Origin of the sequence: Amycolatopsis echigonensis, from assembly GCF_014174495.1 — a bacterium.
Lineage (GTDB): Bacteria > Actinomycetota > Actinomycetes > Mycobacteriales > Pseudonocardiaceae > Amycolatopsis > Amycolatopsis echigonensis.
In genome coordinates this window covers 1-20,867 of sequence record NZ_JACJHR010000115.1, presented here as the reverse complement: position 1 = coordinate 20,867, position 20,867 = coordinate 1, and the positions used below count along the sequence as shown (strand labels likewise).

19 protein-coding genes and 1 pseudogene are annotated in these 20,867 nt (G+C 70.2%); 6 read left to right on the top strand and 14 right to left on the bottom strand.

Annotated elements, in window-relative coordinates:
• Nucleotides 1-1,475: pseudogene (locus tag H5411_RS41945) on the bottom strand (glutamate synthase subunit alpha); the annotation flags it as partial.
• A 396-nt stretch (nt 1,476-1,871) separates the two neighbouring features.
• Between H5411_RS41945 and H5411_RS41940 the strand changes: the two are divergent.
• Genes H5411_RS41940 through H5411_RS41930 form a run of 3 tightly spaced genes read left to right on the top strand, consistent with a single transcriptional unit; the run spans nt 1,872 to nt 5,038 of the window.
• Entirely contained in the window at nt 1,872-2,213 is a 342-nt protein-coding gene (locus tag H5411_RS41940; RefSeq protein WP_208637293.1) for a hypothetical protein, read from the top strand.
• 41 nt (nt 2,214-2,254) lie between these two features.
• Entirely contained in the window at nt 2,255-4,213 is a 1,959-nt protein-coding gene (locus H5411_RS41935; protein WP_183127114.1) for a hypothetical protein, read from the top strand.
• A 15-nt stretch (nt 4,214-4,228) separates the two neighbouring features.
• Nucleotides 4,229-5,038, top strand: coding sequence for a hypothetical protein (locus H5411_RS41930; protein ID WP_101434915.1), 810 nt, complete (start codon nt 4,229-4,231; stop codon nt 5,036-5,038).
• Nucleotides 5,039-5,179: 141 nt separating this feature from the next.
• On the opposite strand, the gene lgt is transcribed toward H5411_RS41930, so the two are convergent.
• The 5 genes from lgt to H5411_RS41905 form a co-directional block, all read right to left on the bottom strand.
• Nucleotides 5,180-6,196 (bottom strand): prolipoprotein diacylglyceryl transferase, encoded by a 1,017-nt coding sequence (gene lgt / locus H5411_RS41925; RefSeq protein WP_101434916.1) that lies wholly within the window; start codon nt 6,194-6,196, stop codon nt 5,180-5,182.
• Between the two features lie 68 nt (nt 6,197-6,264).
• The gene (locus tag H5411_RS41920; RefSeq protein WP_183127112.1) at nt 6,265-7,455 is read right to left on the bottom strand and encodes a M20 metallopeptidase family protein; all 1,191 of its coding nucleotides are present in this window, start codon (nt 7,453-7,455) and stop codon (nt 6,265-6,267) included.
• Nucleotides 7,452-8,588 carry an amidohydrolase family protein gene (locus tag H5411_RS41915; RefSeq protein ID WP_183127110.1) on the bottom strand — a complete coding sequence of 379 codons (1,137 nt, stop codon included), beginning with the start codon at nt 8,586-8,588 and terminating at the stop codon, nt 7,452-7,454. The genes H5411_RS41920 and H5411_RS41915 overlap by 4 nt, the downstream gene beginning before the upstream one ends.
• 71 nt (nt 8,589-8,659) lie before the next feature.
• A complete protein-coding gene (locus H5411_RS41910; protein WP_101434919.1) occupies nt 8,660-9,223 on the bottom strand; it encodes a class IV adenylate cyclase in 564 nt (187 codons plus the stop codon).
• Between the two features lie 11 nt (nt 9,224-9,234).
• Entirely contained in the window at nt 9,235-10,080 is an 846-nt protein-coding gene (locus H5411_RS41905; RefSeq protein ID WP_101434920.1) for a hypothetical protein, read from the bottom strand.
• Between the two features lie 78 nt (nt 10,081-10,158).
• Between H5411_RS41905 and H5411_RS41900 the strand changes: the two genes are divergently transcribed.
• Entirely contained in the window at nt 10,159-10,443 is a 285-nt protein-coding gene (locus H5411_RS41900; RefSeq protein WP_143271357.1) for a hypothetical protein, read from the top strand.
• Nucleotides 10,444-10,793: 350 nt separating this feature from the next.
• Here H5411_RS41900 and H5411_RS41895 read toward each other — a convergent pair whose 3' ends face one another.
• A complete protein-coding gene (locus H5411_RS41895; RefSeq protein ID WP_101434922.1) occupies nt 10,794-12,209 on the bottom strand; it encodes an APC family permease in 1,416 nt (471 codons plus the stop codon).
• A 172-nt stretch (nt 12,210-12,381) separates the two neighbouring features.
• Between H5411_RS41895 and H5411_RS41890 the strand changes: the two genes are divergently transcribed.
• Nucleotides 12,382-13,689 (top strand): type I glutamate--ammonia ligase, encoded by a 1,308-nt coding sequence (locus H5411_RS41890; protein WP_101440683.1) that lies wholly within the window; start codon nt 12,382-12,384, stop codon nt 13,687-13,689.
• 6 nt (nt 13,690-13,695) lie between these two features.
• Here the strand turns inward: H5411_RS41890 and H5411_RS41885 are convergent, their stop codons facing one another.
• The 7 genes from H5411_RS41885 to H5411_RS41855 form a co-directional block, all read right to left on the bottom strand.
• Nucleotides 13,696-14,355 carry a peptidoglycan recognition protein family protein gene (locus tag H5411_RS41885; protein ID WP_101434923.1) on the bottom strand — a complete coding sequence of 220 codons (660 nt, stop codon included), beginning with the start codon at nt 14,353-14,355 and terminating at the stop codon, nt 13,696-13,698.
• Nucleotides 14,356-14,404: 49 nt separating this feature from the next.
• Nucleotides 14,405-14,971 (bottom strand): Uma2 family endonuclease, encoded by a 567-nt coding sequence (locus tag H5411_RS41880; RefSeq protein ID WP_101440684.1) that lies wholly within the window; start codon nt 14,969-14,971, stop codon nt 14,405-14,407.
• Between the two features lie 135 nt (nt 14,972-15,106).
• Nucleotides 15,107-15,898, bottom strand: a complete 792-nt coding sequence (trpA, locus tag H5411_RS41875; protein WP_183127108.1) for a tryptophan synthase subunit alpha — start codon at nt 15,896-15,898, stop codon at nt 15,107-15,109.
• On the bottom strand, nt 15,895-17,130 hold the full coding sequence (gene trpB / locus H5411_RS41870) for a tryptophan synthase subunit beta (protein ID WP_183127115.1): 1,236 nt from the start codon (nt 17,128-17,130) through the stop codon (nt 15,895-15,897). Before trpB ends, trpA begins: the two co-directional genes overlap by 4 nt.
• Complete coding sequence (gene trpC, locus H5411_RS41865) at nt 17,109-17,918, bottom strand: indole-3-glycerol phosphate synthase TrpC (protein WP_101434926.1); 810 nt, start codon at nt 17,916-17,918, stop codon at nt 17,109-17,111. The genes trpB and trpC overlap by 22 nt, the downstream gene beginning before the upstream one ends.
• A gap of 120 nt (nt 17,919-18,038) precedes the next feature.
• Nucleotides 18,039-18,557 (bottom strand): Trp biosynthesis-associated membrane protein, encoded by a 519-nt coding sequence (locus tag H5411_RS41860; RefSeq protein WP_101440685.1) that lies wholly within the window; start codon nt 18,555-18,557, stop codon nt 18,039-18,041.
• A 94-nt stretch (nt 18,558-18,651) separates the two neighbouring features.
• On the bottom strand, nt 18,652-20,214 hold the full coding sequence (locus tag H5411_RS41855; RefSeq protein ID WP_101434927.1) for an anthranilate synthase component I: 1,563 nt from the start codon (nt 20,212-20,214) through the stop codon (nt 18,652-18,654).
• A 96-nt stretch (nt 20,215-20,310) separates the two neighbouring features.
• Between H5411_RS41855 and H5411_RS41850 the strand changes: the two genes are divergently transcribed.
• Nucleotides 20,311-20,867 (top strand): TetR/AcrR family transcriptional regulator (locus H5411_RS41850; RefSeq protein ID WP_183127106.1); only part of this gene is annotated, 557 nt, incomplete at its 3' end.

Sequence of the window (20,867 nt, the reverse complement as noted above, 5' to 3'; positions counted from 1 at the left end):
CCGATCGGCTCGGCCCCGTTGGCGGCCATCGGCGCGAGCAGGATCTTCAGTTCTTCTTCGGTGTAGCCGAAAGCGAGCTGGCGACGCAGCACGGAATCGTGGCTCTGCACCACGTGGTCGCGGTCGGGCAGCTCGGCGATCTTGAGCAGCCCGGCGTGCAGCCAGTCGCTGTACTGCTGCTTGCGCGCCAGCGCGGACTTGACCTCTTCGTCGTCCACGATCCGGCCCGCGGCGGTGTCCACGAGGAACATCCGGCCCGGCTGCAACCGGCCCTTCGCGACCACGTCTTCCGGGGCCACGTCGAGGACTCCGGCCTCGCTGGCCAGCACGACGCGGTCGTCGGCGGTGCGCCACCAGCGCGCCGGGCGCAGTCCGTTGCGGTCGAGCACCGCGCCGACGAGCGTGCCGTCGGTGAAGGTGACGCACGCCGGACCGTCCCACGGCTCCATCAGGCTGGCGTGGAACTGGTAGAACGCCCGCCGTTCCGGATCCATCGTGGTGTGGTTTTCCCACGCCTCCGGGATCATCATCAGCACCGCGTGCGGCAGCGAACGGCCCGCGAGGTGGAGCAGCTCCAGCACCTCGTCGAAGGACGCCGAGTCCGACGCGTCGGCCGAGCAGATCGGGTACAGCCGGGAGAGATCGCCCGGGATGACGTCCGATTCGAGCAGCGCCTCGCGGGCGCGCATGCGGTTGCGGTTGCCGCGGATCGTGTTGATCTCGCCGTTGTGCGCCACGAACCGGAACGGGTGCGCGAGCGGCCACGACGGGAAAGTGTTGGTGGAGAACCGGGAGTGCACGAGCGCGATCGCGCTGGCGAGCCGGGAATCGCGCAGATCGGGGAAGAACCGCGGCAGCTGCTCGGGCGTGAGCATGCCTTTGTAGACGATCGTGCGCGCGGACAGCGACGGGAAGTACGTGCCGCAGCCGGAAGCGAGGCTCTCGTGCTCGACGCGCTTGCGCAGGCAGAAGGCCAGCCGGTCCAGCTCCAGGCCGGTTTCGCCGTGCGGGGACGACACGAACAGCATCGAGAACCGCGGCATCACCGAACGCGCGGTGGGGCCGATCTCCGCGCCGTCGGCGTCGACCGGAACCTCGCGCCAGCCAAGGACAGTGAGCCCTTCCTCGGCCGCGATCCGTTCGGTGAGCCCGATCGCCTTGCGGCGCTGCTCGTCGTCGGAGGGCAGGAACGCGATTCCGGCGGCGTACGCGCCGGCCTCGGGCAACGGGAAACCCGCCTCGGCGCGCAGCAGTTCGTCGGGCAGCTGCAGCAGGATCCCGGCGCCGTCGCCGCTCGTCGGCTCGGCTCCCGCGGCTCCGCGGTGGTCGAGATTCGTGAGCGCGGCAAGACCGTCGGTGACGATGCCGTGCGTACGGCGTCCCTGGACGTCGGCGACCATGGCGACGCCGCAGGAATCCTGCTCGGTGTCCGGGTCGTACAGACCCTGCTTGCCGGGGATGGCGGAGAAGATCATGGAAAAGGGACCTCCTTCGTCGTTTCGTGCGGTGGCCGGCGAACCGGCCGCGGGGAGCGCACGGGACGACGATGGCCCGCTTGTTAGCGCGACTTTAACACCTGGGAAACACCCCAGCAGCGCCTCGGAGCTCCCCGAACAGGGAAGAACGGTAACGATCCGGCAGCGCGGAACGACATGGTTCCGGATGGGTTCCCGATGCTTCGGTCCGCGAAGCATAAGCCCCGGCGCGGCTCCGCGCACACCTCACGTGACGAAGTCGATGCGCCCGCTTCGTCCCCTTCGCCCGATCTCCCCAGGTAATCGCACAAATTTCCGGGAACCGCCCACACTCGGTGATCGTCGGTTGCCATAGTGTTCGGCAACCATCAGCTCACGGGGAGGGCGGTCTCTTTCATGTCCGGCATAGAAGTCGACGTCGAGACGATGAAGCAGTACGCGGAGGTGCTCGACAGCCTTCACGAGAAGATCAGCAAGATCAACGACTACATGCGCTCCACCGCGTGCGACACGTCCGGCTTCACCGGCCTGTTCGTGGTGCTGCAGCCAGTGGTGCACCTGGTCGCGAACCTTTACGGCGGCACGCTCGACTTCGGGCACTCGCGGCTGACCTCGCTGTCCGACGGCGTCAAGCAAGCAGCGGAGGCCTACGCGCACCACGACGCCAATTCCGCACAGTTGCTCCAGCAGTTCGTCGACAAGTTCGACGGCATCGACTCCGGCCGCGGCGCGGCCTGATGCGCACCCGCACGACACGGTTCTGACGAGGGGGACAAGACATGGCACGGCACGGCGGCGGGCACGGCGGCGGCCACCACACCGGGGGAACGGGGACGACGCATCCGCCGTCCCATCCGGGCGGCAACCAGCCGCATCCCGGCAACACCCAGCCGCACCCGGGGAACACCCAGCCGCATCCCGGCAACCAGCCGCCTCCGGGCGGCCAGCAGCCCACCCATCCAGGCGGCACTCAGCCCACCCATCCGGGCGGCACTCAGCATCGCGGCACCGGCGGGGACGGACGCCATCCGTCCGGCGGCGACGAGCAGACGCATCCGAGCAGCACCGGCGGCAACTCCGGCGACGACAACGGCAACGGCAGGCACCGCGGCCAGAGCGACGACAACGGCCAGTCCCATGACGACGGCAACGGCCGCGACGGCCGGGATGGTCGCGACGGCCGGGATGGTCGCGACGGCCGGGATGGCCGCGACGGTCGGGATGGCCGGGATGGCCGGGATGGCCGCGACGGCCAGGACGGCGGCGATGGCGGCGACGACCGGGGCCGCGACCGCGGCAACGAGGGCGGCGACGAAAGCGGCGGCCGCGGCGGCGACGAAAGTGGCGGCCGCGGCGGCGACGAAGGCGGCGGCCGCGGCGGCGACGAAAGTGGCGGCCGCGGCGGCGACGAAGGCGGCGGCCGCGGCGGCGACGAGGGCGGCGGCCGTGGCGGCGACGACGAGGGCGACGAACCTTCTTCCTCCGGCGGAGAAGGCGGCGAAAGCGGAGACGGCGGCGAAGGCCCCGGAGGCGGCGGAGAAGGCGGTACCGGAGGCAACGGCGGAGAAGGCAGCACCGGCGCTTCGGGCGGACAGCCCGGCGGGGTTCCCGGCGGCGCCGGCGACTTCGACCGCGGCGATTCGATCGTCGAACTGCTGCAGCCGCCGGAAGACACCTCCGGCGAGGACGTCCAGGCGCTGGTGAAGGACGCCGGCGTCGAGGTGATGGCCGTCGAGTGGGTGTACCAGAAATTCACCGGCACCACGCTCACCCAGCAGTTCATCGAACCGCTCACCGGCGATTTCTCGAAGATGTCGGCCGACGCCGAGGCGTGGCGCAACATCTCCGAGGCGATGAAGGCGTTCTCCGAGGTGATGGTCGCCAACGAGAAGACCGTCAGCGAGTCCTGGCACGGCATGGCTTCCTTGGAGCACAAGGCCTACGTGCAGGCGGGGTGGCGGGCCGGGCTCGCCGCCGAGGCCGGGATCGCGTCGCTGATCGCCAAGGGCTTCGACCTGCTGGCGGACACGTCGAAGAAGCTCGCGGCCAAGGCGCTCGACCTGCTGAAGAGCCTGATCGACCGGCTGCTGGTGATGGCCGCCGAGGCGTGCGTCCCGATCGCGGGCTGGGTCGCCGACGCGATCACCGCGCTGTCCGAGCTGCTGCCGCTGATCAATGCCCTCATCTCGATCATCGAGATGATCAAGGACATCATCACGCGGGTCCAGGAGATCTGGAACTCGATCAAGGACATCGGGTCGCAGCTGCAGAAGATCAAGGACGTCGGCAGCATCGGCGATCTCGTCGACATCGCGAAGAACATCGGCGGCGACGTCGGCGACATCAAGGACAACGCCAAGGGCATCGGCCAGGACGCCAAGGACGCGGTCGAAGCGGGCAAGGAAGGCGTCAAGGGCGCCCGCGAGGCGCACGAGGAGAACCGGCACTCGCGCGAATCCGGCGACGACGAGGGCGGCGACCGCACTTCCGGCGACGAGGGGAACCGCCGCTCCGGCGAGGACGGCGACCGGTCGCGGGGTTCCGGCGAACGCGGCCAGGACCAGCCGTCCGAGCCGAACGGGCAGCCGCACCAGCCCCCGCAGAACCAGCAGAACCACCAGCCGCCGCAGCCACCGAGCCATCCGCCGGCGCAACCGAACCACCCGCCCGCGAACCATCCGCCGTCCCATCCGCCCCGTCGCTCGGCGAGCGGCCGGATCCACGGCCGCATCGACTAAGGAGGAACTGCCGAGATGTCCCACCCCGCGACCGCGGACGATTCGTGGAAGACGCCGGAGCTGCGGGAGGCCGAGGCCGCGCTCGACCGGACGGTCCGCAAGTCCCAGCAGCTGCTGAAGGACCTGGAGAAGATCAAGCTCCGCCCGCTGCCCAAAACCGACACCCCGGAGCGGATCGAGGCGATCAAGCGGGCCGCCTCGCGTCCGGACGCTCCCGCGCAGCTGCGGCTGATCAAGCGGAAGGTCGACGCCGGCGAGTTCTCCTGGGAGGACGTCGCCGCGGGCCGGGCCTTCGCCGACCCCGAGGTCCGCGCGCTCGCCGACGAAAAGCTCAACGAGGCCAAGGACATCCTCGAGGAGCTGGAGGAGGGCCAGAGCCCCGAGGAGATCCTCGAGGCGCGCACTGGCGGCGCCGGGAACCCGTTGTCGGACACCGGACGCACGACGTATCCGGACACGCCGGACAAGCCCGCCGGATTCTCCGCGGCGGACCCGCTGGCGAGCAGTTCCCGGCCGCAGCCGCCTGCCCCGCCCGCCCCGGAGCCCGACGAGTACTCGAACGACAATCCGCTCGTCGACCGGACGCCGCCCCCGCCCCCGGCTCCGCCGAAGGAGGAACCGCCCGCTCCGCCTGCTCCTCCCGCTCCGCCGCGGCATCGCGCCCCGGAACCGGAGCCGGAGGACGATTTCGCCGATCCGCTCGCCGATCGGGGCGACCGGCCGAAGCGGTCCGCACCTGAGCCGCCGCCGTCGTCCGGCCGCCGAGCACGGCGTCAGGCTTCCGGCGATGACGACGACTACTTCGGCGGCTCGTTCCTCAGCTGACCCGCACGAGGTGAAAGAGGTCCCCTCCCATCCGGGCGGGGACCTCTTTTCCGGACTCGCCATCCTCGTTCCCCGCCTGAATTCCGCACGAAAAAGCGGTCCCCGCCCGCGTTGGGCAGGGACCGCTTTCCGGCTCTGTGCCTAAGACTTCTCGGACTTGCCGTTCTCCCCTGAGGAAGAACCCGCGTCCACAGTGTCCTCCGCGGCCTTCTCCTCGGGTTCCGGCTTCTTCCCCGCGTCGTCCGAAGTGGACTCGACGGCCGTGTCCTCCTCGTCTTCCTTGCCGCGCAACGTCTCCGGGGCCTCGCGCGGACCGCGTTTGGCCGCGACGACGAAGTACGCCATCGCGCCGAGGAACAGCAGGATCGACGTCCACACGTTGACCCGCAGGCCGAGGATGTGGTTGGCGGTGTCGGTGCGCATCAGTTCAATCCAGCAGCGGCCGACGGTGTAGCCCGCGACGTACAGCGCGAACGCGCGGCCGTGGCCGAGCTTGAACTTGCGGTCCGCCCACACCACGACCAGCGCGATGAGCAAGTTCCAGATCAGCTCGTACAGGAACGTTGGGTGCACCGGGCTTTCCGGCAGCGGGATGTGCCCGGTCGCGACGCCGCCGAGGGCGTCCGGGGCCCCGGTCGCCGGGTCGAAGCGCTGGTAGATCTCCAGGCCCCACGGCAGGTCGGTGTGCGCGCCGTACAGCTCCTGGTTGAAGTAGTTGCCGAGCCGCCCGATCGCCTGCGCGACGATGATGCCGGGCGCGATCGCGTCGGCCATCGCGGGCAGCGGGATCCCCCGGCGCCGGCAGGCGATCAGCGCGCCGACGGCTCCGAGCGCGACCGCGCCCCAGATGCCGAGGCCGCCGTCCCAGATGGCGAAGGCGTTCCAGGGGTTCTTGCCCTCGGTGAAGTACAGCTCGGGGTCGGTGACGACGTGGTAGAGCCGGCCGCCGACCAGGCCGAACGGCACCGCGAACACCGCGACGTCGAGCACCGTGCCCTTGGTGCCGCCCCGGGCCTCCCAGCGCCGCTCGCCCCACCAGATCGCGACGATGATGCCGGCGATGATGCAGAGCGCGTACGCCCGGATCGGGATCGGGCCCAGGTGCCAGACGCCTTGGTCGGGGCTCGGGATCGTGGCCAGGAATGCTGCGGAGTACACGCGGCCACCGTAGCGCGTCGGGCTCCGGTCGTGGTCCCGGTGCCGTGGAACCCTTCGTCAAGACCCGGTCACAGCCCGGTCACGGCCGCCTCCGGATACTCCAGGTCGGAGGCCGCGGCCAGGTATCCGGCCAGCAGCGCGTCCGCGACCTGGCCGACCGCGGCGTCCTCGGGCAGGAACGTTTCGCCGTGCAGGCTGGGAGCGCCCGCGGTCTCGCCGAGGCCGACGAAAAGCATCAGGCCGCGGACGCCGTTGCCGCAGTAATGCGCGAAATCGTCCGCGCCGAAGGACCGGAAATCGACGTCGACATCGGCACCGCCGCGTTCGAGCCAGATTCGCGCGGCGGCGGCCAGCGCCGGGTCGTTGACCAGGACGGGTTCGCAGGGGCTGATCCGGAGGTCGGCGGTGCAGCCGTAGGCGCGGGCGGTGCCGTGCACGATCTCGTCGAGAACCTCCAGCGCGCGTTCGCGGTCGCTCGCGCGCATCAGCCGCAACGAACCGAACGCCGACGCCGAGTTCGGCACGACGTTCGCCGCCGTGCCCGCGCTGAGCCGGCCGATCGAGCAGACCGCGCCGTGCATCGGGTCGACCCGGCGGCTCGCGACCTGCTGCAGGCTCACCACCAATTGGCTGAGCGCCAGCACTGGGTCGCGCAGGAGGTGCGGGTATCCGGCGTGGCCGCCGAGCCCGTGCAGCACGACCTCGAACTCGTCGGTGGACGCGTTCACCGGCCCCGGCGCGGCCGAGACGACGCCGTACGGAAGCCTCGGCTGGACGTGCGCGCCGATTACCGTGTCGATGCCGCGATCTTCCAGAATGCCCGATTCGACCAGGTCGAGCGCTCCGGACGGCGACGTTTCCTCCCGCGGCTGCAGGATCGCGTACAGCGGGCGCGGGAGCTCGACGCGCCGTGCCGCCCGGCAGACCGCGGTCAAGGCGGCGAGGTGGACGTCGTGGCCGCAGGCGTGCATCAGACCGGTCTTCGCGGCCCATTCGACGCCGGTGCGCTCGACTACCGGAAGGGCGTCCAGTTCGGCGCGCAGGGCTACGGCCGGACCAGGGTGCGGTGCGGAGATTTCGATGAGCCGCCCGGTTTTCGCGACCCGTTCGCCCTCCCCTAGCGCGGCCGCCACGATGCGGGCAGTGTCCTCCTCGTCGCCGGACGCGCGCGGATCGGCGTGAATCCGGCGGCGCAGTTCCACCGCGGCGGGCAGTTCCTCGGCCAACGCGGCACGCCAGGCCTCGACCAGGTCGTTCATTTCCGCTCCAGCCGGTAGATCCGGGCCGCGTTCTCGTGTCCGGCCAACCGGGCCAGCCGGATGGCGTCCACTTCGGACAGTGCGTCGGCGGCGAGAGCGCTGCGGAGGAAATCGGACAGCCCTTGCCGGAACAGCGCGGTGCCCAGGTGATAAAGCTCGGCCAGGCCGAACGCGTCCGTCGAGAAGAGCAGTTTTCCGAACGGGACCAGTTCCAGCGTCTCGGCCAGGATCGCGGGCGCGCGGAAGCCCGCGTTGTGCGTGATGAGGCCGACGTCGGCGAAGACGTGCTCGAAGACCTGCGCGAGGTAAGCGGCGTTGCGGTGGAACGGATAGTTGTGCAGCAGCAGGATCGGGACGCCGGCGTCGCGGGTCGCGCGCAGCAAACCGGTGAGCCGCAAGGGATCACAGCGGTGGAGGTCGACGTCGGAATCGCCGTAGCCGACGTGGAACTGCACCGGCAGCCGCCGGTCGATCCCGGCCCAGATCAGATGGCGGTGCAGCACCTCGTCGGCGAGCCGGACCGGTTCGCCCCTTTCGATCCGGTCCAGCCACCGTCCAGCGGCGGCCTCCACCTCGGCTCCGGCCGGCCGTTCCCCGGAAAGCTCCAGCCCGACCCGGTAGGCCGCGATGGACTTCACGCCCACCGCGTTCACGGTGCGGCGGTCGAGTTCGTGGGCGAAGTCCTCGGCGAAACTGGCGGCGCTGGTGCCTTTGATGACGTCTTCAGCGACCTGTTCCAGCCGGACGATGTCGTGCGCGTGGGCGTCGGCAAGGTGGGCGAATTCTTCGGTGGTGGTGAGGGATTCGGGCAGGAAACCGCCGTCCAGCAAGTAATCCGTGGTGCCGGTGCCGCGCAGGAACCGCCGGTTGACCTCCTTTGCGCCCAGTTCGGCACGACGCGCGAGATAGTCCTCGGCCGGAGCGTGCTTCGGCAGGTCGAGAACCGGCGCGCAACGTTCGCGCACGGCCAAGCCGATCAGCGAATCGAACAGAGACGTCCCCAACGGCGACACGGTGTCCGCCTCGGTGAGCATCCGCTCGAACCCCCCGCGGTCGACGTCGCCGGTGCGCACGCCGTGGCAGTGATGGTCGACCAACGGCAGGTCCGAGACGAAATCGAGCAGTCCGGTCATGCCTCTCCTTCAGCGAGCCTCTCCCCCACCCTACGGGCGAACCCGCGCGCCGAGACCACACTGGCAGCGGGCTAGCTGTCCCGGGCCGCCGCGACCATGTCGGTGTAAGACTGCTCCACCGCGTCGCCCTCGGTGACTCCGATGCCGTCGAGCACGACGCGCAACGCGCCCAGCGCCTCAGCGAGGTCGTCCTGCTCGGCGATCGTTTCCAGCTCGATGAACGTCTGCCCGGCCAGCTCCGGGATCGTGACGATCGTGGCGAGCATTTCCCGCCCATTGGCGGTGAAACCGTAGTTTTCGCAGTGCTTTTCGAGCGAGATCAGCTCGACCAGCCCAAGAGCGGTGAAGATCGTCGCCATGACCGCCGGGGCATCGACAGCCGTTTCGTGCTCGGGCTTGGATCGCGAGGCGGCGTCGACCGGCGGCTCCTTGTACGTCACGACGGTCTGCCGCTGGCCGTCAGTCGTGATGGTGCGCACGCGCAGCTCGTAGCCGTCGCGGTCCATCGAGTGATCCGGCCGGTCGTAGTACGTGTCCGCGTACACCGACCGCTCCGGCTCTGCCCGCTCGGCAAGCGCGGCCCGCACCCGGCCAGGGTCCCGGACGACGGCGGTCAGCTCGGCTTCCACAGGCACGCGGCACCTCCCTAGACGACGCGGCGTGCGGTCCGCCGCAGCTCGTCCATGAACCTACGGAACCCCCGGTGCAGCGCGCCATGCGGCGACCCGGTGATCTTGTACATCGGCGACGTATGGCCTTCGTGGCTGTTGCCGAACGCCGACACGAAAAGGGTCGAGTCCAAGCCGATCACCCGCCACGTCGGCAGCACGTCGTAGGTATACGCCTCGACTTCCGCTCCCTCGTCGGCAAGGTCGTGCAGCAGCTCGATCGACAGCCTGATCCCGGCGGAGAAGCTGCCCGGTTTTTCGTCGATCTCAGCGGCGCGGCGCTCGGCTGCTTCCCCGTCGGGGTCGAGCAGCAGCACCCGCACCGACGCCGCGCGCCGCCGGACATGAGTGCGCAACAACGAGTCGTTCATGCCGAGGAGGCCAAGCCCGCGCACGGCCAGCACGTCGATTTCGGTCGCTTCGCCAGCTCGTTGCTCGATCTCCGGACGGGCCCTGGACTGCGACGGGAACACGGCGAGGATCTCAGCCCGCCCGCTCGCGCCGAGGTGGTCAAGCCCGGCCGGGTGGACGGGTGCCAGGCCGAGCAGCATCCGCGCATCGTCAGGCATCTCGAGCCCGTCGGCGATCCGCTCGAACAGCTCCAGGGCGGTCACGGTCCGGCTGCCGCGAACGATCTCCGACACGCGCCCTTGCAACAGTCCGACGGCGACGGCGATCCGGCTTTGGCTCGCGCCGGTGTACCGCTGCACGGCTTGCAGCAATCCGCCAATGTCGCGCCCTTCAAGGGCGTCCCGCACATCGGTGCGTCGCCACGCCCAGTCCGGCAGCGCCAGCGGTCCGCCCCTGGGTTTCGGCTCGGCCATCTCACCATGGTACTTCTCAAGGTGAGATACCCGCTGGGGGATGGGTTCGGCACTTTCCGTAGTCGAACGTAAGGATCCATGACGGAGCCGACGTGGTACGAGCAAGCGGAAGGATCGCGGGCTCATGCGGCGCGCACCTCAGATCTGGCGTTGCGAGTGCACTCCGACCCGACTGCTTTGCTCCGGCGGACAGTTCATCGCTATGGGAAACGAGAGCTGGCAAACCCGTCTGCACAGTGGCTGATTCCCTGGTGCTCGGTCGACGATGACTACCCGGAGCGCCATGATCGCGACGAAGTCGCCGCAACCGGGTTCGCCGACGCCGGCTGGTGCGGCGGCTGCACCGGGCTGGACGTGCGATGACCAGGACGGCACCCCGACTCCGAAGCCGCGGTTACCAGCGCCGTCACTACTCCGATGACGAAACCGGCATCAACCCCTTGCACCTGTTCACCAGCTGGTTACGCCAAGAACCGGGCTTCGCTCGCCCAGCTCCTCCTCGGCCGTCGAAGCGAGTACGGCTGGCCTGCAAAGTCTGCCGCGCTACCGCATCGCCGACAGACAGCAAGTGCCGCGAGTGCGGCGAACGCTTCTAGCACACGGACAACGTTTGAGAAGGTGATCACCTGGTGCATCGAATACGGAGCCGCGACTGCGAAGTCCAAAGAGGACGCTTTTAACACATTGGCACTCACCAAAGAACCGCATCTGCTTCATGCCTCTCCTTCAGCGAGCCTCTCCCCCACCCTACGGGCGAACCCGCGCGCCGAGACCACCACGACGACGGCCAGCACGAGCACCCCGCCCGCCACGACTGGGAACCAGCTCGCGGGGCCTTCGGTCGGATACGGCACGACGTTGACGTAGACCGTGTAGCCGAGCAGGACCAGTGCGGCGAGCGGGAACGCCAGATGCCACCACGGCACCCGCATCCGCCGCCGTACGAACAGCAGCAGGATCGCGCCGAGCGTGGTGACCAGGTAGATCACCAAGAGGATCAGGGTGCCGATGGAACCGGCCCAGGCGAAGGTGTCGTCTGCGGTGGCGCCGAAGAACACCGCGCATACCAAGATGATCAGCGCTGCCGCGAGCGCGACCGCGGTTACGGCGACGGCTGGGGTGCCTTTGGCGGAGACCCGGCCGATGCCGCGTCCGTCGAAGGCGTCGCGGCCGAGGGCGAACAGCAGCCGTGAGCCGCCGACGACGCAGGCTAGGCAGCAGCCGAACGCGCTGATCGCGGCGCCGGCGCTGATGACGTCGCCGGCCCACGGGCCGACGAAGCGGCCGCCGAGGTCGCCCAGCAGCGACGGGGAATTGTGGAACGCGGTGGCGTCGCCGCCGAAGGCCGTCATCTCGACGGCAGTCACGAGGACGAAGTAGGCCCCGCCGAAGATGGCCGTGCCCAGGATCGCGCGCGGGATGTTGCGGCGCGGGTCGCGGGTTTCCTCGCCGAGCGTCGCGGCGGCCTCGAAACCCGCGAACGACAAGAATCCGAACACCGCGCCGAGGAAGATGCCGGAGACCCCGGTGTCCGGCACGAAAACCTGCAGCGTGAACCGGCCGCTGGGGGCGCCGCCCGCGACGAGCCGGACCAGGATGACCACGGTGACCAGCAAGATGAGGGCAATGGTCGCGCCCTCGACCGCGAGCAGCGTGCTGGTGCCGCGCCGGGCCGGGGCGACCGCGAGCAGCCAGCTGCCGATCAGCGCGACGGCGGTCAGCACGAACGGACCCCACGACGGCGGATGCGGCCAGATCCCGACCTGCGTCAGGAACGCCGTGCCCAGCACGCCCGCGGCGGAACTGGTGACCACGGCGCAGAAGGTGTACGTGCCGAGAAGGCCGATCCCGGACACCACGCCCGCTCGCGGCCCGAGGGTCGCGCCGACGAACGCGTAGACCGATCCGGCGTGCTGGTAGTGCCGGCAGAGCTGGACGAAGCCGTACGCGACCAGCAGCACGCCCGCCGCCGAGAGCAGGAACGCCAGCGGCACCGCCCGCCCGGCCGCCGCGGCTGTTTGCTGTGGGTTGATGTTCGCGGCCATGCTGGGTGCCATGAGCGCGACGGACAGCCCGACGGCCTGCCAGACTGACAGGGTGCGCCGTAATTCGGGACGATCTCCGGACACGGATGCCCTCCTTTCCCCGCGGAGTACACAGTGAACATCCGAGGCGGCGCGGACAGACAGCGCCGACCGGCTGAACCTCCCGTTCCCAGCGCGTAAGGAGCAAACCGTGTCCTCTCCCGTCGGACTCGACCGCGACCGGCTCGCGGAACTCGGCGCTGCCGCCGCCGGACGGATGGAGCAGGCGGGCGTCGAGCTCGTCGCGCTGAGTTTCGTCGACAACTCCGGGATTTCGCGGGTCAAGGCGGTGCCGGTGGCGAAGCTGGCGACGGTCGCGGCGTGGGGCGTCGGCGCGTCCAACTCGTTCGACTTCTTCCTCGGCACCGACAGCATCGCGAACGGCGAGTATTCCCTCGGCCCGGTCGGCGACCTGCGGCTGCACCCCGACCTCGACGCACTCACTGTCCTCGCCGCGCAACCCGGCTGGGCATGGGCCCCGGCGTGGCGCTACGACCAGGACGGACAGCCGCATCCACAAGACACGCGCGCTCTCGCCGCGACCGCCGCGGCCCAGCTCGCCGACCGCGGGCTGACCGCGCGGATGGCGTTCGAACTGGAGTGGATCGCGACCGACGCGGACGGGGTCCCGCTGCCCGGCCCGGCCTACGGATACGCCCGATTGAGCGCGAACCACGAGTATCTCCGCGCGATTGTGTCCGCTTTGGACAGTCAGGGCGTCGACGTGGAGCAGATCCACCCGGAATACGCGGCGGGTCAGTTCGAACTGTCGATCGCCGCGACGGATTCGGTACGCGCGGCCGATTTGGCAGTACTGACAAGGGAAACCGTGCGGACGGTGACCGCCGCGTATGGGCTGCGCGCGTCGTTCACGCCGAAGTTCGAACCCGGCGGCGTCGGCAATGGCGGGCACGTGCACCTGAGCCTTTGGGACGGCCAGCGGAACCTGTGCGCGGGCGGGACCGGAGCGTTCGGGCTGACCTCGACCGCGGAATCCTTCGGTGCGGGCATTTTCCGCCGGTTGCCGGCGTTGCTGGCCGTGGGCGCGCCTTCGGTGGTCAGTTATCTGCGGCTCGAACCGCACCACTGGGCAGGCGCGTTTACCGCGTGGGGACTGGAAAACCGCGAAGCACCGCTGCGCCTGATCCGCGGCGCGGCCGGACAGCGTGACACGGCCGCGAATCTGGAGGTGAAGTGCTTCGACCTCACCGCGAATCCGTATCTGGTAGTGGCTGGACTGCTTTTCGCCGGACAAGCGGGCATCGACGACGAAGCGCGTCTGCCGGAACCGGTCAGTGTGGACCCGGGCTCGCTCTCCCCTGCTGACGCCGCGGCGGCTGGCGTAACGCGCTTGCCGGAGTCGTTGTCGGCTGCTGTCGACGCGTTCGAGGCTGACGAGGCGCTGCGGGATGCGTTCGGACCCCAGCTGGCCACCACCCTGGCGGACGTGCGCCGCGCTGAGGTGGCCGAGCTGGGATCGCTGGAGCCGGCGGAGTTGTGCCGGGCACTGCGTTTCCTGCACTGAACCCGCTCAACGAAGCAAGGCCGCCACCCGGGACTGCAACTCCGGCAGCATCGCGTACAGCTTGTCGCCCGGGCAGTCCGTGTTGTAGAAGTCGCGGTGTCCCTTGATTTCCTTCACCGGGATGCCGTACTGGCGGCACACGTACGCCACGAACACCACCAGCGAATCGAACTGCGCCTTCGGCGGGGCGACCTGCATGTAGGTGCCCTCGTTCTCGATGCCGATCGCGTTGTCGTTCTGGCCGGGGCAATGCGCGGCGCGGACGATCTTCGTGCCGCTGCGCAACGCGTCCAGGCTGCCGTGGCGGCCCTCGAGCCGGTAGCCGCCGCGGGAGACCGTGAAGTGCTGGCCGGTATCGGACCAGCCGTTGTTGTCGATGTGGTCAGCCTGGTCGTCGCGCGCGACCTGGAACGCGTGCTCGAGCGAGTAATCGGTGCTGTTGGGGCAGTCGATGTGGTGGATGAGCACGCGGTTGGCCGGATGGTCGAGCGTGGTGAGCGGGTCCGCGGGCGGACGCGCACCCCATTCCGCGCAGCTGTAGATCCGCGGCGCGGCCGCGGCGTTCGCGAGGCCGGGCAGCACGAGCCCCGCTGCCGCGGCAGCGCTCACGCCGGCCGCCCCGCGCAGGAACGTCCTCCGGGGAACTTGTCCGATGTCGAAAGCCATGCGCCGCACTGTGCGCGGACGGCATACACGATACGTACAACTGGCCGGCTCACGCGCGCAGATCAAGCTCCGCGGGGAACGGTTCGGCCAGCTCGAGCACTCCGCCCTCGCTCTTCGCGTGCGGCAGGTAGTCGCCGTCGGAAAGCGCGTACACGGTGGCGGCTTCCTGCTCCGGGTCGACGAGCAGGTAGTACGGGATGAGGGCTTCGGCGTAGAGGGCTTTCTTGAAGATCCGGTCCTGCACCCTGGTGGAAGGGGATTCGATTTCCGCTACCAGCAGCACTTGCTTCTCGGTGAGGCTGACCCCTTCGAGGCCGGGTGCCGTACTGACGACAAGATCGGGGATCAGCAGCCGGTCGTTCCGGTTGCCCAGGACGAGATTGGCTCCGGGAAGCACTTCATAGCGGGGGGCGGCTCCAGGGCTCAGCTGTCCCCACAACCGGCCGACCAGCCTCTGGTGCTCGAGCCTCGCCAGTGGGCTCACGTGCAACACCCCGTCGACAAGCTCGACGACGTTGCGCGCCCGTTCCTCGTCAGGCAGCTCGAGAACGCTCTCCACCGTCCAGCCGCCGGGCGGAGCGGTGACTCGGAACTCAAGGCCCGTCGGTGTTGCCAACACGGGTCACCTCCGCCTGCGCTCGGTCTTTCGTGCCGGGTCCAGTCTGCCATGATCTTCGTTCTCCCTCTCGGTTCTTATGCATACCGAGAGAGTACGAACGACCACCGACAGTTTCCGGCGCTCGATCCGAGATCAGGCCGGAGCGACCGCCTCGCGCACGCCCCGCGCCAGCTCCGAAGCCAGCTTCGCCACGCCGTCCGGACCGTCGGCCGCAGCCGTGACCAGCGCGGATCCGACGATCACCGCGTCCGCGAACCCGGCCACCTGCGCGGCCTGTTCCCGCGAACGAACCCCGAGCCCCACGCCGATCGGCAGCTCCGTGTGCTCCCGGGTCCGGCGCACCAGGTCCTCCGCGTGCACGCCCACCGCGTCGCGGGCTCCGGTCACGCCCATCACCGCGGTCGCGTACACGAAGCCCGACGAGGCCGCCGTGGTCTTCGCCAGGCGCTCGTCCGACGACGACGGCGCGACCAGGAAGATCCGGTCCAAGCCGTGTTCCGAAGACGCGGCCATCCATTCGTCGGCCTCGTCCGGGATCAGGTCCGGGGTGATCAGCCCCAGGCCGCCGGCCGACGCCAGATCGCGCGCGAACGCGTCGACCCCGTACCGGTGCACCGGGTTCCAGTACGTCATCACCACCGCGCGACCGCCGCGTGCGGAGACCGATTCCACGACCTCGAACAGCTGCTTCAGCCGGAACCCGCTCGCGAGCGCCGACTCGGCGGCCGCCTGGATGGTGGGGCCGTCCATGACCGGGTCGGAGTACGGGACGCCGACCTCGACCAGGTCCGCGCCGCCGTCGAGCGTCGCGGCCAGCAGGTCTTTCGAACCGTCCACGGACGGGAATCCGGCGGGCAGGTAGCCGACCAGCGCGGCCCGGTGTTCCGCCCGCGTCGCCGCGAACAGCTCGTCGAGGCCGCTCACTTGTCCTCCCCGTCCACGAGCCCGAACCACCGGGCCGCGGTGTCCATGTCCTTGTCGCCCCGGCCGGACAGGTTGACCACGATCAGCCCGTCCGGGCCCAGCTCGCGGCCCAGGTCCAGGGCGCCGGCGAGCGCGTGCGCCGATTCGATCGCCGGGATGATGCCCTCGGTGCGCGACAGCAGCCGGAAGGCGTCCATCGCGGCCGCGTCGGTGACCGGGCGGTACTCGGCGCGGCCGGAGTCCTTGAGCCACGCGTGTTCCGGGCCGACACCCGGATAGTCGAGCCCGGCGGAGATCGAATGCGATTCGACCGTCTGGCCGTCCTCGTCCTGCAGCAGGTACGACATCGCGCCGTGCAGGTTGCCCGGGCTGCCCTTGGTGAGCGTCGCGCCGTGCCGGTTGCCCTCGATGCCCTCGCCGCCCGGCTCCAGGCCGACCAGCCGCACCGACGGGTCGTCGTAGAAACCGGAGAAGATGCCGATCGCGTTGGACCCGCCGCCGACGCACGCCGCGACGACGTCCGGCAGCCGGCCCGCCTTCTCCAGGATCTGGGCCCGCGCCTCCTCGCCGATGACGTGGTGGAAATTGCGCACCATCATCGGGAACGGCGACGGACCGGCGGCGGTGCCGAAGAGGTAGTGCGTGGTGTCGGCGTTGGTGACCCAGTCGCGCAGCGCCTCGTTGATCGCGTCCTTCAGCGTCCGCGATCCGGTTTTCACCGGCACGACCTCGGCGCCGAGCAGCTTCATCCGCGCGACGTTCAGCGACTGCCGCTCGGTGTCGACCTCGCCCATGTACACGACGCAGTCGAGGCCGAGCAGCGCGCACGCGGTGGCCGTGGCGACGCCGTGCTGGCCCGCGCCGGTCTCCGCGATGACGCGCTTCTTGCCCATCCGGACGGTGAGCAGCGCCTGACCCAGCACGTTGTTGATCTTGTGCGAACCGGTGTGGTTGAGGTCCTCGCGCTTGAGGAACACCCGCGCGCCGCCGGCGTGCTCGCCGAACCGCTTGGCCTCCGTCAGCAGCGACGGACGGCCCGCGTACTCGATGAGCAGCCGGTTCAGCTCGCCGGTGAACACCGGGTCGTGGCGGGCCTTCTCGTACTCCGCCGCGACCTCGTCGACCACGCCGATCAGGGCTTCCGGCATGAACCGGCCGCCGTACGGGCCGTAGTAGCCGCGTTCGTCCGGGTCGTGCTTGCCGCGTTCGGTCACCGCGAAGGCCTCGGGCAGGCGGGGTGGGAACCGGCGGTGACGAGCTTGACGACCGCGCCCTTCGGGTCGCCGGAGGCCACCAGGCCCTCGCCGACGAGCACCGCGTCCGCGCCGTGCCCGGCGTAGGACATCAGGTCGCCGGGGCCGCGGACGCCGGACTCGGCGACCTTGAACACGTCCATCGGCAGGCCGGGCGCGAGGCGGGAGAACACGTCGCGGTCCACTTCGAGCGTGTGCAGGTTGCGCGCGTTGACGCCGATCACCTTGGCACCGGCTTCGAGCGCGCGGTCGGCCTCCTCGGCGTTGTGGATCTCCACGAGCGCGGTCATGCCGAGCGATTCGACGCGGTCGAGCAGCGCGGCGAGCGCGTTCTGCTCCAGCGCGGCGACGATCAGCAGCACCATGTCCGCGCCGTGCAGCCGGGCCTCGTGCACCTGGTACGGGCTGACGATGAAGTCCTTGCGCAGCACGGGAATGTCGACGGCGGCGCGCACCGCGTCGAGGTCGGCGAGCGAGCCGCCGAAGCGGCGCTGCTCGGTGAGCACGCTGATCACGCGCGCGCCGGCGTCCTCGTAGTCGCGGGCCAGCGCGGCCGGGTCGGGAATCGCGGCCAGGTCGCCCTTCGACGGACTGCGCCGCTTCACCTCGGCGATGACGCCGATGCCGGATTCGCGCAGCGCCGCCATCACGTCACGCGGCGGGGCGGCCTTGGCCGCCCGGGCCTTCAGCTCGTCGAACGGCAGCGCGGATTCCCGCTGCGCGAGATCCTCGCGCACGCCGGCGACGATGTCTTCGAGCACGCTCATCGGACGCCCCTACCCGCTGCCGCACTCCTGGGTCCACTCGCAAGCTCGCTCACAAAAACCTTCCCCTTCCCGCCGAAATGATGCTAACCCCCGCTCGTTCGCCGACCGGTTCCGGGTTGCTCAGCGGCGCGGATCCCCGCCGTCGGTCGGGTCGTCCCCCTCGGACAGCGCCTCCCACAGCTCGGTGTCCGGATCCTTCCGCGCGGCCTTGGCTCCCGGAGCGGCGTAACGCGCCCCGAGCTTGCGCGCGGCTCCCGCCCACTTGATCGCTGCCAACCCGCCGAGCGCGACGAGAATTCCGCCGAGCGCCGCGATCAGGTGGCCGAGCACGATTTCCGTGCCGGGCAGCCCGGGCGCGAATCCGCCGAACTTGATCCCGTCCACCCCGCTCCAGACGCCCGCCGCACCGGCGAGCACCAGCACGATCCCGAGCACGCGGCGCAGCCAGCCGCCGGTCGCGACGGCCCCGGCGACGCCCGCGAGCGCGAGGAGCGCGAGCGGCACGAGCGCGGTGGCGCGCTGTTCGCCGGGTTCGGTGTACAGCACGGTGCCGCGCACGCCCTCGTCGCGGAATTCGGCGAACCACACCATCCGGGAGGATCCCCAAAGGGCCAGCGCGCCGAGCAGGAGGGCGAGGATGATCGTCCACAGTGGACGTTTCGCTTTCCCGCTTCCGGCGGGCTGGGCTTCGGCAGCCCCGGCCCCGCCCCGCGGTTCCGCCTCCTCGGGCCGCTCAGACACCGGCCGCGTCCTCAGCCGGGTCCAGCTCCCCCGCGGGGACCATCGTGCCCGCCGCGGCGATCGCGGACAGCACCGTGCGGGCCTTGTTGAGCGATTCGGTGTCCTCGTAGTCCGGAACTGAATCCGCGACCACGCCGCCGCCCGCCTGCACGTACGCGGTGCCGTCGCGCATCAGCGCCGTGCGGATGGCGATCGCCGTGTCCGCGTCGCCGGCGAAGTCCAGGTACCCGACCACGCCGCCGTACAGCGCGCGGCGCACCGGTTCCAGCTCCTCGATCAGCTGCATCGCCCGCACTTTGGGCGCGCCGGAAAGGGTGCCCGCCGGGAAGCAGGCCGCGACCGCGTCGAACGCCGTGGCGTCGTCCTTCAGCTCGCCGGTCACCGTGGACACGATGTGCATGACGTGGCTGTAGCGCTCGATCTGGAAGAAGTCGACCACGTGCACCGTGCCCGGTTTGCAGACCTTGCCGAGGTCGTTGCGGCCGAGGTCGACGAGCATCAGGTGCTCGGCGCGTTCCTTCTCGTCCGCGAGCAGGTCCTTGGCCAGCTGCGCGTCCTCCTCCGGGTCCGCGCCGCGCCAGCGGGTGCCCGCGATCGGATGCGTGGTGGCGCGGCCGTCCCGGACGGTCACCAGCGATTCCGGGCTGGACCCGACGATGTCGAAGCCCTCCAGCCGCAGCAGGTACATGTACGGGCTCGGGTTGGAGGTGCGGAGCACGCGGTACACGTCGAGCGCGTCGGCCCCGGTCTCGATCTCGAATCGTTGCGACGGCACGACCTGGAACGCTTCGCCGGCCTTGATCGCCTCGACCGCCTTGTCGACGGCCGCGTGGAAGTCTTCCTTGCTGCGGTGGCGGCGGAATTCCGGCGCGGGCCGGTCGAACGTCGCGACCGTCGGCGGCGCGGGCACCCGCAGCTGCTCGGTCATCGCGGACAGCCGGGCCAGCGCGTCGTCGTACGCGGCGTCCACGCGTTCGGCCGAGTCGTCCCAGTTGACCGCGTTGGCGATCAGCGTGACAGTGCCCTCGTGGTGGTCGAACGCGGCGAGATCGGTGGCGAGCAGCATGGTCAGCTCCGGGATGTCGAGATCCCGTTCGGCCAGCTCGGGCAGCTTTTCCAGCCAGCGCACCGAGTCGTAGCCGAGGTAGCCGACCATGCCGCCGGTCAGCGGGGGCAGGCCGGGCAGCGGTTCGGTGTGCAGCGCCTCGACGGTCGCGCGCAGCACCTGCAGCGGGTCGCCCTCGACGGGCAGGTTGTCCGGCGGGGTGCCGGTCCAGACCGCCTTGCCGTCGCGGACGGTCAGCGCGGCCGGGCTGCGCACGCCGACGAACGACCAGCGCGACCACGATTTCCCGTTCTCGGCCGATTCGAAGAGGAACGTGCCGGGCCGGTCGGCGGCGAGCTTCCGGTAAATCCCCAGCGGGGTCTCGCCGTCGGCGAGCACCCGGCGCACCACGGGGATCACGCGGCGGCTCTCGGCCAGCGCGCGGAAGTCGTCGCGGGACGGGCTGACCGGGCCGGGCCCGGCCGTGGACGTGGCTGCTGAGCTGACCATGCGCCTCATTGTGCCGCTACGGCCGCGTCCGCCGGTCAGCGGGCTCTCAATTCAATGACTGTTGAATTCGAGGCGGCGACCGGTCAAGATGGTCCGGTGAGCACCGAAGACACTACCGCGCGCCGCCGCGGCCGCCGCCCTGCTGGTCAGGACACCCGCGCGGTGCTGATCGACGCCGCCCGCGCGGTGTTCGCCGAGAACGGCTACGAACGCGCGACGGTCCGTTCGATCGCCGCACGCGCCGGGGTCGACGCGGCCATGGTCAACCACTGGTTCGGCGGCAAGGAGGGCCTGTTCGCGCAAGCGGTGCTGAAGCTGCCGTTCGAGCCGGACGAACTGGTCACGATCCTGCGCGACGGCCCGGTCGAGGAGCTGGGCGCCCGGATCGCGCACACCTTCCTGACCCGCTGGGACGGCGTCGGCGGCGACACGTTCCAGGCGCTGATCCGCAGCATCGCCGGGCACGAGGCGGCCAGCAACGTGCTCCGCGACTTCTTCTCGCAGTTTTTCACCGGACTGCTGAGCGACCTCGGCGGAGACCGGCGGGAACTGCGGGTCGCGTTGTGCGCTTCGCAGGGGGGGGGGGTGGGGGTGATCCGGTACGTGGCGCGGTTTCCGCCGATGGCGTCGGCGGGGGGGGGCACGCTGGGCGC

What these genes read in the sequence shown, in the direction of transcription:
- H5411_RS41885 (WP_101434923.1), bottom strand. Translation starts at nt 14,355, where the DNA reads ATGGCTTTCGACATCGGACAAGTTCCCCGGAGGACGTTCCTGCGCGGG.
- H5411_RS41905 (WP_101434920.1), bottom strand. Translation starts at nt 10,080, where the DNA reads ATGGCCGAGCCGAAACCCAGGGGCGGACCGCTGGCGCTGCCGGACTGG.
- H5411_RS41900 (WP_143271357.1), top strand. Translation starts at nt 10,159, where the DNA reads ATGACGGAGCCGACGTGGTACGAGCAAGCGGAAGGATCGCGGGCTCAT.
- H5411_RS41930 (WP_101434915.1), top strand. Translation starts at nt 4,229, where the DNA reads ATGTCCCACCCCGCGACCGCGGACGATTCGTGGAAGACGCCGGAGCTG.
- H5411_RS41855 (WP_101434927.1), bottom strand. Translation starts at nt 20,214, where the DNA reads ATGGTCAGCTCAGCAGCCACGTCCACGGCCGGGCCCGGCCCGGTCAGC.
- H5411_RS41920 (WP_183127112.1), bottom strand. Translation starts at nt 7,455, where the DNA reads ATGAACGACCTGGTCGAGGCCTGGCGTGCCGCGTTGGCCGAGGAACTG.
- H5411_RS41890 (WP_101440683.1), top strand. Translation starts at nt 12,382, where the DNA reads ATGGAGCAGGCGGGCGTCGAGCTCGTCGCGCTGAGTTTCGTCGACAAC.
- H5411_RS41935 (WP_183127114.1), top strand. Translation starts at nt 2,255, where the DNA reads ATGGCACGGCACGGCGGCGGGCACGGCGGCGGCCACCACACCGGGGGA.
- trpC (WP_101434926.1), bottom strand. Translation starts at nt 17,918, where the DNA reads ATGAGCGTGCTCGAAGACATCGTCGCCGGCGTGCGCGAGGATCTCGCG.
- H5411_RS41940 (WP_208637293.1), top strand. Translation starts at nt 1,872, where the DNA reads ATGTCCGGCATAGAAGTCGACGTCGAGACGATGAAGCAGTACGCGGAG.
- H5411_RS41915 (WP_183127110.1), bottom strand. Translation starts at nt 8,588, where the DNA reads ATGACCGGACTGCTCGATTTCGTCTCGGACCTGCCGTTGGTCGACCAT.